The following is a 14,081-nucleotide window of genomic DNA, read 5'->3' on the forward strand; positions in this document are numbered from 1 at the left end:
CCGGGAGGACTGAGGGCTATGAGTTTGAGCAAGCGTATTTTCGAGCATGACCTGATGAAGAAAGTGGGTGAAATCTACTATGAGCCATAGTCTCATAACGATTTCCCTGCGCCAGGAGCTGGTGCAGCAGCTGGTCTATCTCGATGAGCATAAATTCGTTATTCTGGACCGGGGCACATGGGAGTCGCCGGCCGAGCGGGCGGAGATTCAGTCCATGATCAGGAAGTATCAGGAGGCGGTGGAGCAGATTCTGTCCGGCGGGGATGAAGCGCTGGAGCAATCCACTGTTCTGGTCGGGTCGCGGGTATCACTGCGGATCGGGCAGGAAACGCTGAAGGATGCCTATAGAATTGTAATTCCGGGCGAAGCTGAGCTGGATGAATTCTGCATCTCCCTCTGGTCTCCGATGGGCAGGGGGCTTATTCTGGCGCGTCCCGGCGATACCGTCACGATCCAAACCCCGTTTGGCAGTGATGAAGTGCTGATTCTGGATAATGTGTATGATTGAACGGGCAGGAAGTGCAGTAACTGACTAGGGCGGTTAATAAAAAAGGGGCTTTCCAAAAAGTGCATTCTAAATAAACTGTAAAAAATCAGCAGAGCAGCGATCCTCCAATAACGCGAGGATCGCTGCTCTGTTTTAAGATTGAAGATACGATTCCCGCTTAAACAGCGGAGAGGACAGAACGATTGTGGAAAAGCGTTAGCGGTCGCTTTGGTCTCCGGATTTTCACCGCTAAGGGGAATAAAAAAAATCTGGAGAGCACAGCGATTGGAACAACGGTCTGTTCGCGGAGCGTCCTCACGAGCGCCCAGGCGGTGATTACAATTCTTCGATTTCCCGCAGCCAGAGTGCAGCGGATGCATCACTCGGCATACGCCAGTCGCCGCGCGGCGAGAGGCTGACCGTACCGACCTTTGGTCCGTCCGGCAGGCAGGAGCGCTTGAACTGCTGGGTAAAGAAGCGAGTAACGAATACCTTCAGCCAGGCAACAAGCTGCTCTTTGGGATAAGCCTCACCGAAGGCGTGCTGGGCGAGGTAGAGCATCTTGCCGGGCGAAGCCCCTGTACGCAGCATGTAATACAGGAAGAAATCATGCACGATGTAAGGTCCCAGAATGTTCTCTGTGAGCTGAACGATCTCTCCGGTAGCGGAAGGCGGCAGCAGCTCCGGACTGATTCCGGTCTCGATGATGCTGTAGAGGAACTTGCCCACCGTCTCATCGGCTTCATGATCCGCATACCAGGCGACGACATACTGAATCAGCGTCTTCGGAATGCCGGAATTCACGCTGTACATGGACATATGGTCGCCGTTATAGGTACACCAGCCAAGCGCCAGCTCGGATAAGTCGCCGGTGCCGATGACAATGCCGCCGTTCTTATTGGCGAGGTCCATCAGAATCTGCGTACGCTCCCGGGCTTGGACATTCTCATAAGTTAAGTCATGCACATCTTTGTCATGGCCGATGTCCTCGAAGTGCTGGAGGCAGGCAGCCTTGATATCAACGACCTGAAGCGAGGCGCCGAGCGCTTTGATCAGGCCGACAGCATTGTCGTAGGTCCGGTTCGTTGTGCCGAAGCCCGGCATTGTGACGGCAAGCACATCGCTGGCCGGACGGCCGAGCAGCTCCATTGCCCGCACTGCGACCAGCAGCGCAAGCGTAGAGTCGAGGCCGCCGGAGATGCCGATCACGGCCTGCTTGGTGCCGATGTGGCGGATGCGCTTCATCAGGCCGGAGGTCTGGATCGAGAGGATCTCCTGGCAGCGTTCTTCACGCTGCAGCGGGTTACCCGGAACAAACGGATTGACGCCGACCGTCCGTTTGAGCTCACGCTGGCTGTTCTCACGGACGGGTGAAACGTAGAGCAGCTCGCGGTAATTACGGCCGCCCTTGCCGGCCCGGAAGGTGCCCATCACGGTGCGGGAATACTGAATCCGCGGAAGATCAATATCGGCGGTGATCATCCGGCTCTCATGGGTGAAGCGTTCAGACTCGGCCAGCAGCTGGCCGTTCTCTGCGATCAGCGAGTGCCCGCCGAATACAACATCCGTGGTGGATTCGCCGGTATTGCAGCCGGCATAGACATAACCGGCTACGCAGGAAGCGGACTGGCTGCCCACCAGCTGGCGGCGGTAATCGGCTTTGCCGACCAGCTCATTGCTGGCAGACGGGTTGAACAGAAGCGTTGCCCCTGCCTGGGCCAGCAGGCTGCTTGGAGGCACCGGCACCCAGAGATCCTCGCAGATCTCCACGCCGAAGGATACATTGCCATTGCTCTCGCAGGCAAAGATGAGATCATTGCCGATGGGTACAACGGCTCCGCCGATCCGCAGCTCGGACACTTCCAGTTCTTCCGCACCGGCGAACCAGCGCGGCTCGTAGAATTCGCTATAACCGGGAATGCAGGTCTTCACGACAATTCCGAGAATATGACCCTGCTGGATGACGGCAGCGCAGTTGAACAGCCGGCTCTTGATGGAGATGGGCAGGCCGGCGATAACGATCATTGTATGTTCTGCCGTTGCGGCAGTGATCCGGAGCAGTGCCTCCGTGGCGGCGTCCAGCAGCCTGGGCTGCAGGAACAGATCCGCACAGGTGTACCCCGTGATGCACAGTTCCGGGAGTACCAGGTACTCAACCTCCTGTGCCGCGGCATTATTTATGACTTCAATAATTTGTTCGGAATTGAATACGCAGTCGGCCACCTTGAGCTCGGGGGAAGCGGCAGCGACTCGCGCGAATCCGTGATTCTGCATGCATTTCACCTGTCCTTTACCTGTCCTTTAGTAGAAGTACACTATCTAAATATTGTACCCATCAAATGGCATTGGTAACAAGCGGGGATTTGCAGCAATAAGCAGCAGCCGAACGGGACGCTCTATTTGGTAGATTAGGAAATCATATATTTCCCGCAGATATGGATAACTTCGAAGAAGCACCTGAAGAAACGGGGAACAGCATTGGCAGTTGGCAGGAGTGAGTGTGGTAGCGTTGGCGGCAGGGAATAATTGGAATTTCTCCACTTGATCATGAACGGAGGCGCATTTGCCGGGCAGCAGTTGGATAAACAGCACTTACTTTGCCGGAAATAGTCTGGAGTAGGGATTATGCCCGAAATTAAATGACGTTTCTCCAACTAATTACCTCTTAAGCTCCAAAATGTTCAAATTAAGATACGTTTATCCAATTGCTACTATGATGCAGAGCCAGAGTGGATATGACCAATGATCACCATTTAAGCAGCTGCTAATTTCAATGCGGGATTCAGCCGGTACCTAACCATTAATTTTTGGGGTGGACTAACGGACCGGGGGGCTCCCCTTTTCAAATCCATAGTCTCTTTCAACCTTGCAGATTCTTGTCTTATAAGTCATATACCAGTCCGCAATCCCTTTCCGCTGGGCGACCAGATGCCGTTCGTTGTGTTTCCATTGCTGGATAGCCTCGAGAGAATCCCAATAAGAGACAGTAATCCCTACACCATCTATGGCGCTCTCTACTCCAAGAAATCCTGGCTGGGCGGCTGCGAGTTTGTCCATTTCCTCGGCCATCTCCGCATATTGGTTATCCCCGTCTGTCCGTTCGGATGTGAAAATCACTGCATAATAAGGGGGCGCTGGTGTGTTGGCAATTTCACTCATGACTTTCCCTCCGTTTGATTGGAATGTTGCTATTTCATTTATCTATTTTATTATCTAATTCTTTATCTATAGTAGTGCATCTATGATCCGGATGTATAGCCTGGCGGACGAACCGGCCTGTCAGAGCTGCATGAAGCACGCGCCGGTCCACAGAAGCGGGAGGCAGGGAAGGGATTATGCAGCGGTAAGACAACGGGCAGAGGAGCAAAATCCGCGATTGAAGCCAGGGGCCTGCGGGCTGCGTTTGCGTGCAAGCTGGTTTTGGGTTAGAATTTTGCCGAGAAGAAGGGAGGGCATGTACATGCCGTTAACAGGAAAAGAATTGATCGAGGAAGTCCGGGCGACCGAGGTGCCCTATGGCTGTCTGGCCGTCTGGTTTCTGGGACAAGCCAGTGTGATTATCAAAGGGGCAGAGGTGACCGTTTATATTGATCCATATGTCTCTCCTGACCCGGACCGGACGTTCCCGCCGCCGATTCCGCCTGCGGAGATTACGAACATGCAGGTATGCCTGATCACCCATGACCACTCGGATCATCTGGATGAGCGGGCGTTGCCGATGCTTGCAGAGCTCAATCCCGCAGCCCGGTTTATAGCTCCGGCGGTCTGCCTGGAACGGTTGGAGGGACTCGGAATACAGAAGGAGCGCCTAACCGCAGCGTTGCCTGCTCATGCAGCAGAACCCGCACCCGGCCTGCAGGTGTTCCCGGTTGCAGCGGCGCATGAACAGCTGGAGCGCGATGAACAGGGCAACCCCAAGTATGTCGGCTACATCCTGCAGCTGAACGGGGTCACGCTGTATCATGCCGGAGATACGGTTCTGTTCCCTGAGCTGATTGAGGAAGTCGGCAGCCGGAAGATCGACCTGGCGCTGCTGCCGATTAACGGCCGCGACTACTACCGGGGAAGCCGCAATATTGTCGGCAATATGAACTACCGGGAAGCGGCGGAGTTTGCGGCGACCAGCGGTTTTGAGACCGTCGTTCCGCTGCATTATGATCTGTACGCCGGTAACGCCGAGAATCCGGGGTATTTCGTCGATCACCTGTACCGCCACTTCCCGGAGCAGAAATTTCATATGATGGCCAGAGCCGAACGGTTCGTCTATGTGTCGGCGCAGGCTTTTAAGAACAGCACTCCAGACTCCAAGTAAGCGCATTCAAAAAGATCAGCCGAATTTCTTGAACACCATCCACAAAAGCGAAATCAGACCCACGCCGACGGCGGCGAGAACCAGCGGAAACCACAGCGGAGCGGAGGTTGCAGCAATTTGGATCATCCCCATTCTGTGGTTCACCTCCTTCCGGTGCAGAGTTTGCGCTACTGCAGCGCAGGATAGAGCAGAGACACCTGATATTTGCTTAAGAAATCAATCCATTCTTCGGACGGCCGCTGATCGGTGACGATATAATCGACCTTGTCGAAGCTGAACAGCCGGATGAAGGCGATCCGGTCGAACTTGGAATGGTCGGCAAGGAGCACAACTTTGTTCGCCTGCTGCTGCATCAGAACCTTGAGCTCGGTCTCCGCTTCGTTCGAATCGCTGAGTCCCCCGGTCATGGAGAGCGCCTTACAGCTGAAGATGGCCACATCCACATTATATTTCAGGATCGTCTGCGACGCCGTCGGCCCAACAAAAGAGCTGGTCTCCGGACCCAGGATGCCTCCCGTGGAAATGAGCTTCTGTCCGGAATGCTGGAACTCTGACAATACCGCCAGGGAATTGGTGATGATTGTCAGATTTTTTTTGTCCTCCACGATTCTCCGCAAGCCTTCAAAAGCCGTTGTGCTGGTATCAGTCATCACACTGTCCCCGTCACTGATCAGCTCCAGCAGACATGCGGCAATCATCCGCTTCGCTTCAATGTTGACCTGATGCCTGTGGGAGTAGGAGGGGTCCTCGTTGGTATGGGCGTTCAGAATCGCCCCGCCGTAATTCTTCTTGGCAATACCCTCTTTATCCAGCCGGTCGAGATCACGCCGGATGGTCTCCTCCGATACACCAAATTTCTGCGCCAGGTCCGCTACGTGAACCTTCTTATGCCTGTATAGCTCGTTGATTACCAGATCCCGCCGTTCAAAAGCCTTCATCCCGTTGCCCACCCTTGATTAAATAGTTCTAGCCATAGTATATCAACTAGTTTACTACATATTTCTCCAAAACTTAAATTATTAAAACGAGCATGATCCCACACTATATTTGAATTATATCACATAATACCACATAAATATCAAATAAAAAGTGTGGAATATTGTTGACTTTATGGGTTGTGAAATCTATGATGGAGAAGAAAAGGATTAGTCGGCGGAGAATGCCCAGAGTTTGCAGACAGTAGCAGGCTGTATTTGATAGCGCTTACTAATCGGAGTGTACTGCTCCAATGAAATTATTTTATCCAAATCAACCATTGATTCCGGGGAGGAACGGCAGTGACAGCAAATTATCCGAAGATTGGTATCCGGCCTACGATTGACGGCAGAAGACGCGGGGTGCGTGAATCGCTTGAGGCCCAGACTATGGGGATGGCACAGCGTGTGGCGGCATTTTTGCAGGAGAATTTATTTTATCCGGACGGTTCGCAGGTGGAGTGTATTATTGCTGATTCTACCATTGGCGGTGTGAAGGAAGCTGCGGCGGCAGCGCAGAAGTTCGCAGGTGCGGGTGTAGGTGTATCAATTACGGTCACACCTTGCTGGTGTTATGGATCAGAAACGATGGATATGGATGCTTCTATTCCGCATGCGGTATGGGGATTTAACGGAACGGAACGCCCCGGGGCGGTGTATCTGGCGGCAGTGCTGTCTGCTTATGCGCAAAAAGGCATTCCTGCCTTTGGCATCTACGGCGAAGATGTTCAGGAATCCAGCAGTGAAGAGATCCCGGCGGATGTACAGGCCAAGCTGCTCCAGTTCGCGAAGTCGGCACTTGCGGCTGCGCTGATGAAAGGGAAGTCTTATCTGTCGATGGGCTCCGTATCCATGGGGATCGCCGGTTCCATCGTCAACGAGCAGTTCTTCCAGGAGTACCTCGGCATGCGCAATGAGTATATCGATATGTCTGAATATGTCCGGAGATTCGAGGAAGAGATCTATGATCCTGAGGAATTGGGGCGGGCACTGGCCTGGGTGAAGGACAACTGCCGGGTGGGAGCGGACAATAACCCGCAGCATCTGCAGCTCAGCGAAGAGGTTAAGGAAGAGCAATGGGAGACCTGTGTCAAAATGGCGCTGATCGCCCGCGATCTGATGATCGGCAATCCGGAGCTGGCGAAGCTCGGCTTCGAGGAAGAAGCGGACGGCCACAACGCTCTGCTGGGCGGCTTCCAAGGCCAGCGCCAATGGACGGATCACTTCCCGAACGGTGATTTCATGGAGACGATTCTTAACTCCTCGTTCGACTGGAACGGCAGACGGGCACCTTATATTGTCGCGACCGAGAACGACAGCCTAAACGGGGTCACGATGCTGTTCAATTATCTGCTGACGAATACGGCGCAGATTTTTGCCGATGTCCGTACCTTCTGGAGTCCGGCTGCGGTGAAGCGTGTAACCGGATACGAGCTGGAGGGGGCAGCGGCAGGCGGTCTGCTGCATCTGATTAACTCCGGTTCAGCGGCACTGGACGGAACCGGTGAGCAGAGCATTGACGGCAAGCCGGCGATCAAGCCGTTCTGGGACATCACGGATGAGGAAGCGGCTGCCTGTCTCGCACAGACCCAGTTCCGCCCGGCCTCGCAGGAATATTTCCGCGGGGGCGGCTTCTCGACAGACTACCTGACCAAGGGCGGAATGCCGGTCACCATGGCCCGGCTGAATCTGGTCAAGGGCCTCGGGCCTGTGCTCCAGCTGGTGGAAGGCTTCACGGTGGAGCTGCCGGGAGAAGTGCATGATACGCTGGATCAGAGAACGGACCCTACCTGGCCGACAACCTGGTTCGCACCTAAGCTGACAGGCAAGGGCTCGTTCCAGTCTGTATATGATGTGATGAACAATTGGGGCGCCAACCACGGTGCGATCAGCTACGGGCATATTGGAGCCGATCTGATTACCCTGGCCTCGATCCTGCGGATTCCGGTCAGTATGCATAACGTGGAGGAATCGCGTATTTTCCGGCCGCGTGTCTGGTCGCTGTTCGGCACAGAGGATCTGGAAAGTGCTGACTACAGAGCCTGCCGTAACTTTGGGCCGCTCTACTAAATCTTCAAAGTGAAGCGGGTGCGGAGAACATGGGCGAAGAGATAATCAAGCTGCTGGCCATCGATCTGGGTGCCAGCTCAGGCAGGGTCATGCTGGGAACGTATGCTGAAGGGAAGGTGGAGGTGGAAGAAATCCGCCGCTTCCCTAACGGGCCCGTAGAGGCTGACGGGCAGTTGTACTGGGATGTCCAGCAGCTGTTTCATGAGATGAAGCAGGGGATTCTGGAGGCCGTGAAGTCCCGCGGCCCATTGCAGTCTATGAGTGTCGATACCTGGGGAGTCGACTATGGCTTCCTGGATGCAGAGGGAGAACTGCTGTACTCCCCGCATCACTACCGGGACCAGCGGATGGAGGGGATTGCTTTGGCGTTGGAGGCAGCCCTGCCCCCTGAGGAGCAGTTCAAGCTGACGGGCAACCAGTCCAGCCCGATTAATACGGTGTATCAATTATTTGCCGATCTGCAGGCTAATCCGGAGCTTACACAAAAGGCCAGTCTGCTGATGATGATGCCTGACCTGTTCAATTATATGTTCAGCGGCACGGCGGTCGCCGAGCAGACCATCTGGAGCACCAGCGGCCTGCTGAATCCGGATTCGTCTGCTCCGGCAAGCGAAGTGCTGCGCAGGCTGGAGCTGCAAGTGAAGCTGATTCCCCGGCTGGTGCCGGCGGGCACTGTAATCGGCGAGCTTCGGCCAGGCCTGCAGGAAGAGCTTGGTTCCGGCCCGCTCAAGATCATTGCCGGGGCTTCGCATGACACTGCTTCCGCTGTGGCTTCCATCCCTTACGGGCTTGGAGGCTCGAACGGCGGAGAGGGTTCCGCCGCCTTCATCAGCTGCGGAACCTGGTCGCTGGTCGGCCTGGAGACTGAGGAGCCCGTACTTAGCGCCGAGGCCGACGCCTACGGCTTCACCAATGAGAGCTGCTTCGGCGGCACGAACCGCCTGCTGAAGAATATCACCGGCCTGTGGCTGCTGCAGGAGACCCAGCACGGCTGGGCAGAAGCGGGAGAACCGCTCAGCCATCAGGAGGCGGCAGAACTGGCTGAGGGGCTGGACCGGTCGACAGCGCGCATAGCCGTTCTGGACCCGAACGATCCCCTCTTCAGCACCCCGGGGGATATGCCGCTGCGCATTGAATCGTATTGTATCCGCACAGGCCAGCCTGTACCGCAGAGCCGGGCGGAGATCATCCGCACCATTCTGGAGAGCCTGGCCCAGTCTTACGCCAGCACGATCTGTGAACTGGAGACACTCACAGGCAGCCCGGTCAGCTGCATTCATATGGTCGGCGGAGGCATCCAGAACAAGCTGCTATGCCAGCTTACAGCGGATGCCACAGGCAAAGAAATCATTGCCGGACCGGTAGAGGCAAGTGCAATCGGCAACGTATTGGTGCAATTGACGGCACTGGGAGTGATTGAAGCATCCGAAGTCAGAACAATTGTAGCCCGTTCCAGTGCTCCTGTCCGGTATCAGCCGGCTTTATCAATTATTCATAGCGATCAAGGAGGACAATGATGAATACGAAGGAAGAGGAATTGCGGCGGCTTATCTGTGATATCGGCCGTAATCTGTTTAATAAGGATTTTATTGCCGCCAATGACGGCAACATTTCGGCACGCCTGTCGGCTACAGAGGTAATCACCTCACCAACAGGAGTCAGCAAAGGCTATCTGCAGCCGCATATGCTGGTCAAAGTGAATCTGCAGGGAGATATCCTTGAAGCCGCGGAAGGCTACCGGCCATCCACGGAAGTGAAGATGCATCTGAAGATTTACAATGAGCTGCCGGAGATGGGCGGCGTGGTGCATGCGCATCCGCCGTATGCTACCGCTTTTGCCATCAAGGGCGAAGCGCTCGACAAGATGATGATGCCGGAGTCGGTGATTGCCATGGGGGATATTCCACTGGCGGTATACGGAACGCCTTCAACCGAAGAGATTCCGGATTCACTGATCCCCTTCCTCGGCAAGAAAACGGCTGTCCTGCTGGAGAGCCATGGCGCATTGACCTGGGGCAAGGATGTCATGGCTGCCTACATGAATATGGAGCGGCTGGAGTACACGGCGAAGCTGACCTTCCTGACCCGGATGATCGGCGGAGAACGTGAGCTTCCTCAGCACCGGATCGAGGAGCTGGTAGCTTTGAGATCGTTCTACGGCATGTAAGCCGCGGCTTCGACACAGGAATGAAGGAGGATAGTAGTCATGCTCAAAAAAATACCCAAGCTCCTCTCCCCCGAGCTGGTCCGTACCCTGATGGAAATGGGCCATGGGGATGAACTGGTCCTGGCGGATGCCAATTATCCGGGCCACGGGCTGCATTCCAGAGTGCTCCGGGCGGACGGCATTGGCATTCCCATGCTGCTGGACGCGATCCTGGAGCTGCTTCCGCTGGATCACTATGTGCCCGCGCAGGCGGCATTCATGGCTGTAGTGGAGAGTGATCCTACCGTTCCGGTGATATGGGAGACGTACAAGGAGATCCTGGCCAAACATGACGCTGCGGCACAGGTGGAGTATGAGGAGCGTTTTGAATTCTACAACCGCTCGAAGCGGAGTTATGCGATCGTGATCACCGGGGAAGAGGCGCTGTACGGGAATATTATTCTCAAAAAAGGTGTGATCCCGCCGGATGCCGGGGTATAACAACAGGTTCAAGTCTGCGTAATATCGCAGGATAAAGGATAATCCTTCTGTTTAAATTTAAAAAGATAAGACCGCCCGGCATTGGAGAGCGGTCTTATTGCTATATCAGTTGCTCAAATGTAGAAACGTCACATGAAATGTTATGTGTTGTGTAATTTGGATCCACTGACCCTGCGTTTGCAAATATTTTGAGAGTAACTAGTGTGAAGTGAATAGATTTAATTGCATTTCGTGCAATTAAACAGATGGTGAAAAACCGGATTGTCCGTTTAACTGTATTCAGTACAATTAAAATCAGCGGTAAGTCTACTTTTACGGAATATGGGGGTTTTAAGTGTACAAAGTGCAATTAAAACCCTCGCAGCGCAAAAATTGATCACTTTAGTTGTACAAAATACACTTAGGACCGGAGCGAAGGACCGGTTACTATAAATTGCTCATTTCTAGTATTGAACCGGCTCCTAAACCGGATTCAATATAAACAAATGGCCCGTACGCCATATGGCCGGGGCATTTATTCATATTTCGTTATACATCCGCCGGAGCAGCTCTGCACTGCCGCGCATATGCTCTTCGGGAGTGCTCTCCAGCAGGCCCTGAATATGCGGACGGTTATATTTCATGTAATGGAGCAGCGGAGCGAAGTTCAGCAGTCCCTGTCCTGCAGGGACGATCTCAACCCGCCCATCCCGGACCGTGAAATCCTTCAGATGCAGCACCGCGATCCGGTCACCCAGCAGCTCAAGAGCCTCTGCAACAATACTCTCCTGCTGCAGGTAGTTATCCGGCGTCATCAGATTGGCGGCATCGAATATAATCTGCAGATTACTGGAGGCCACTTCGTCCAGCAGCCGTCTGGTCAGCTGAGCCGTGTGAAGCGGGTGGTTAATCCCTGCCTCGATGCCGACCGTTACCCCGAAACGCTCTGCTTCCGCAACCATTGCTTTGACAGAAGCCACAACTTGTTCAAAAGCTTCCTCCGTGAAATTATCCGGCGTATATCCCTTTCCCACACTGCCTGTCTCGGTACCTACCAGACTCGCCCCGAAATCACGGGCCAGCCGCAGATGGGTACTGAAGTCATTCAATGCCTGTGCGTGCCGGGCGGGATCAGGATCGATGATGTTTACATAGCAGCCGAGAACGGCAATCCTGATGCCGGCCTGCCTGAAGGCTTCGCCATAATAGGCAGCCGTTCCCGGACTGAGTGCGCCAAGTCTGGGCGCACTCTCAGGAAAGGACTTATGCAGCGCGAACTGAATAGAGGAGAAGCTGTGCTCTTCCAGCTTCTCAAACAGCTGCGGCAAAGGACACGGGTTGAAATCATGGGCGCGGACGCCGAGGTGAAACGGTACGGTCATATGTTCTACTCCTTTGCTCTGCAATTTCCCGCAAATAAGGCCGCCTGTGCCCGCAAGGGCACATGGCGGCCTATTCCAGGAATTCAATGAAGCGGCTTAACGCACTACACCCGCAAGTGAGGGTGCAGTACCGAGAGTCCCGCAGTCTGTTCCATCGCTTCCGCTACCAGCGAGGCGATCCGCTGCGCGCCTGCCTGCGAGAAATGGGTGTCATCCGCGATCCCGTCAGGGTAGTTGGGATGGCTTCCCGGCGGCAGATGCATGAACAGCTGCTGTGAGCCTTCGATTCCCAGCGAGCGGTAGAGCTGCTGGGAGGAGGCGAAGATATCGAGCAGCGGTGTTCCGGTCTCCGCTGCAACCTCGCGCATGGCCTGCGGGTAAGGCCCCACGGCCTCAGGATCAGGTTCACCCTCCGCTGTAAAGCGGCGTCGGCTCACAGAGGTCAGCAGCAGCGGGAACCCGCCGCGGCTGCGGGCGGAATCGATGAATACCTTAAGATTCTGGCGGTATTCGGTATCCGGATCCGTATAACGCGCCGGATCTTCAATCTTCTGGTCATTATGACCGAACTGGATCAGCAGGAAGTCTCCAGCCTGGAAGTCCTGCTCGATCTCCGCAAGCCTGCCCTCGGCCAGGAAGGAGCGTGTGCTCCGTCCGTTCACTGCCCGGTTCTCAATCCGCACCTCCGGTCCCACATGCCCGTGCAGAAATTCTCCCCATCCGGTCATCGGCGATTCGGAGGCCGCCTTCCGGGCTGCGGTAGAGTCTCCGGCAATATAGATAGTCGGCATCTTCAGCGCTCCTTCACCCGGGCGGTAACCTCCACCGGGCTGCCGGAGGTCTGGAAGCCGAAATAGCCTGCTGCATTATTGTAGGAGATATCCTCTACCATTGCGCCCAGTAAGTCTATGTCATCCGGTGCCTCACCGCGTTCCACGAGTTCACCGATCAGCTCACAGAGCACCCGGCGGAAATATTCGTGCCGGGTATAAGAGAGGAAGCTGCGTGAATCGGTCAGCATGCCGACGAAGTTACCCAGCAGGCTGTTGTCAGCCAGCAGCGTCAACTGCTGGCGCATACCGCTGCGCGTATCGTTGTACCACCAGCCGGAGCCGAGCTGGAGCTTGCCGGCGGTATCCTTCTGGTAACAGCCGAGCAAAGCCAGCAGGGCAGGGTAGTCGCCGGGATTCAGCGAGTACAGGATGGTCTTCGGCAGCCCGCTGCCGCTCTCGGCACGGTCAAGCAGCTGCGACAGCGGTGTGGTCAGCGGCAGGTCGTTAATGCCGTCGTATCCGGTATCCGGCCCTAGCTTCCGGAACATTGGCGTGTTGTTGTTGCGGTAGGCATGCAGATGAAGCTGCATGGTCCAGTCTTTGGCCTGGTAGAAGCCGATCAGTGCAGTCAGCAGCTCTGTACGGTAGAGGGTGATTTCCTGCGGTGACAGGGAAGCACCCTGCAGTCTTTTGGCGAAGACCGCCTGGGCAGCTTCCGGTTCACCGGCTTCGTAACGCAGCACATCAAGGGCATGGTCCGACAGGCGGCAGCCATTCTCATGGAAGAAGTCCACACGGTTGCTCAGTGCCTCAAGCAAGGCCGCATAAGTCTTGACCTGCTGACCTGTAGCCTGCTCCAGCTTGCCTATCCAGGCGCTGAAGCCTTCGGCATCGATGTTCAGTGCCTTGTCGGGACGGAAGGTCGGGAACACCTGGAACGCGGTCTCAGAGTCTCTGAGCAGCTTGTGGTATTCCAGCGAGTCTGCCGGATCATCCGTAGTACAGATTACCTTGACGTTCGAACTGCGGATCAGACCGCGGCGGGTGAACGCCGGTTCGGCCAGCTTGCGGTTCACCTTCTCCCAGATGGCCGGTGCAGAAGCTTCGTTCAGCAGCTCATTAACGCCGAAGAAGCGGCGGAGCTCCAGATGGGTCCAGCTGTACAGCGGGTTGCCGATGGCTTTCGGGAGTGTGCGGGCCCAGGCCAGAAATTTATCATAATCGGAGGCATCCCCGGTAATATGCGATTCCGGCACACCGTTCGCGCGCATCAGCCGCCATTTGTAATGATCTCCATAAAGCCAGGCTGCCGTGAGGTTCTCGAACGGTTTATCCTCATAGATTTCGCGCGGGTCCAGATGGCAATGGTAATCGACAATCGGCATTGTTTTGGCATGCTGATGAAAGAGCTGGCGTGCGGTATCGCCGGATAACATGAAATCTTCATTAAGAAACAT

12 protein-coding genes are annotated in these 14,081 nt (G+C 55.2%); 6 read left to right on the forward strand and 6 right to left on the reverse strand.

Features of this window, described 5'->3' with window-relative positions; translation table 11 throughout:
• Window positions 1-79 precede the first annotated feature (79 nt).
• The gene (locus tag NYE33_RS16215; protein ID WP_052421962.1) at window positions 80-508 is read left to right on the forward strand and encodes a GreA/GreB family elongation factor; all 429 of its coding nucleotides are present in this window, start codon (window positions 80-82) and stop codon (window positions 506-508) included.
• A 315-nt stretch (window positions 509-823) separates the two neighbouring features.
• On the opposite strand, the gene NYE33_RS16220 is transcribed toward NYE33_RS16215, so the two are convergent.
• Complete coding sequence (locus NYE33_RS16220) at window positions 824-2,761, reverse strand: NAD(+) synthase (protein ID WP_042138818.1); 1,938 nt, start codon at window positions 2,759-2,761, stop codon at window positions 824-826.
• A gap of 543 nt (window positions 2,762-3,304) precedes the next feature.
• Window positions 3,305-3,646 carry an antibiotic biosynthesis monooxygenase family protein gene (locus tag NYE33_RS16225; protein ID WP_341066663.1) on the reverse strand — a complete coding sequence of 114 codons (342 nt, stop codon included), beginning with the start codon at window positions 3,644-3,646 and terminating at the stop codon, window positions 3,305-3,307.
• Window positions 3,647-3,947: 301 nt separating this feature from the next.
• Between NYE33_RS16225 and NYE33_RS16230 the strand changes: the two genes are divergently transcribed.
• Window positions 3,948-4,799 (forward strand): MBL fold metallo-hydrolase, encoded by an 852-nt coding sequence (locus NYE33_RS16230; protein ID WP_341066665.1) that lies wholly within the window; start codon window positions 3,948-3,950, stop codon window positions 4,797-4,799.
• Between the two features lie 167 nt (window positions 4,800-4,966).
• Here the strand turns inward: NYE33_RS16230 and NYE33_RS16235 are convergent, their stop codons facing one another.
• The gene (locus NYE33_RS16235; protein ID WP_039295325.1) at window positions 4,967-5,737 is read right to left on the reverse strand and encodes a DeoR/GlpR family DNA-binding transcription regulator; all 771 of its coding nucleotides are present in this window, start codon (window positions 5,735-5,737) and stop codon (window positions 4,967-4,969) included.
• A 339-nt stretch (window positions 5,738-6,076) separates the two neighbouring features.
• On the opposite strand from NYE33_RS16235, the gene NYE33_RS16240 reads away from it, so the two are divergent.
• From NYE33_RS16240 to fucU, 4 genes are read left to right on the forward strand one after another with little or no spacing between them, the layout of a single operon-like run.
• The gene (locus tag NYE33_RS16240; protein ID WP_336102300.1) at window positions 6,077-7,843 is read left to right on the forward strand and encodes an L-fucose isomerase; all 1,767 of its coding nucleotides are present in this window, start codon (window positions 6,077-6,079) and stop codon (window positions 7,841-7,843) included.
• A gap of 29 nt (window positions 7,844-7,872) precedes the next feature.
• The gene (locus tag NYE33_RS16245) at window positions 7,873-9,360 is read left to right on the forward strand and encodes a rhamnulokinase (RefSeq protein ID WP_341066667.1); all 1,488 of its coding nucleotides are present in this window, start codon (window positions 7,873-7,875) and stop codon (window positions 9,358-9,360) included.
• A complete protein-coding gene (locus NYE33_RS16250) occupies window positions 9,357-10,010 on the forward strand; it encodes a class II aldolase/adducin family protein (RefSeq protein ID WP_231575179.1) in 654 nt (217 codons plus the stop codon). Before NYE33_RS16245 ends, NYE33_RS16250 begins: the two co-directional genes overlap by 4 nt.
• 39 nt (window positions 10,011-10,049) lie before the next feature.
• Window positions 10,050-10,490, forward strand: a complete 441-nt coding sequence (gene fucU, locus NYE33_RS16255) for an L-fucose mutarotase (RefSeq protein WP_341066669.1) — start codon at window positions 10,050-10,052, stop codon at window positions 10,488-10,490.
• Between the two features lie 518 nt (window positions 10,491-11,008).
• Here the strand turns inward: fucU and NYE33_RS16260 are convergent.
• The 3 genes from NYE33_RS16260 to uxaC form a co-directional block, all read right to left on the reverse strand.
• Window positions 11,009-11,851, reverse strand: a complete 843-nt coding sequence (locus tag NYE33_RS16260) for a sugar phosphate isomerase/epimerase family protein (RefSeq protein ID WP_341066672.1) — start codon at window positions 11,849-11,851, stop codon at window positions 11,009-11,011.
• 104 nt (window positions 11,852-11,955) lie between these two features.
• On the reverse strand, window positions 11,956-12,642 hold the full coding sequence (locus NYE33_RS16265; protein ID WP_341066673.1) for a rhamnogalacturonan acetylesterase: 687 nt from the start codon (window positions 12,640-12,642) through the stop codon (window positions 11,956-11,958).
• A 2-nt stretch (window positions 12,643-12,644) separates the two neighbouring features.
• Window positions 12,645-14,081, reverse strand: coding sequence for a glucuronate isomerase (uxaC, locus tag NYE33_RS16270; RefSeq protein ID WP_341066675.1), 1,437 nt, complete (start codon window positions 14,079-14,081; stop codon window positions 12,645-12,647).

Source organism: Paenibacillus sp. FSL R10-2199 (assembly GCF_038000235.1).
In the GTDB taxonomy this organism is placed as follows: Bacteria; Bacillota; Bacilli; order Paenibacillales; family Paenibacillaceae; genus Paenibacillus_AQ; species Paenibacillus_AQ phytohabitans.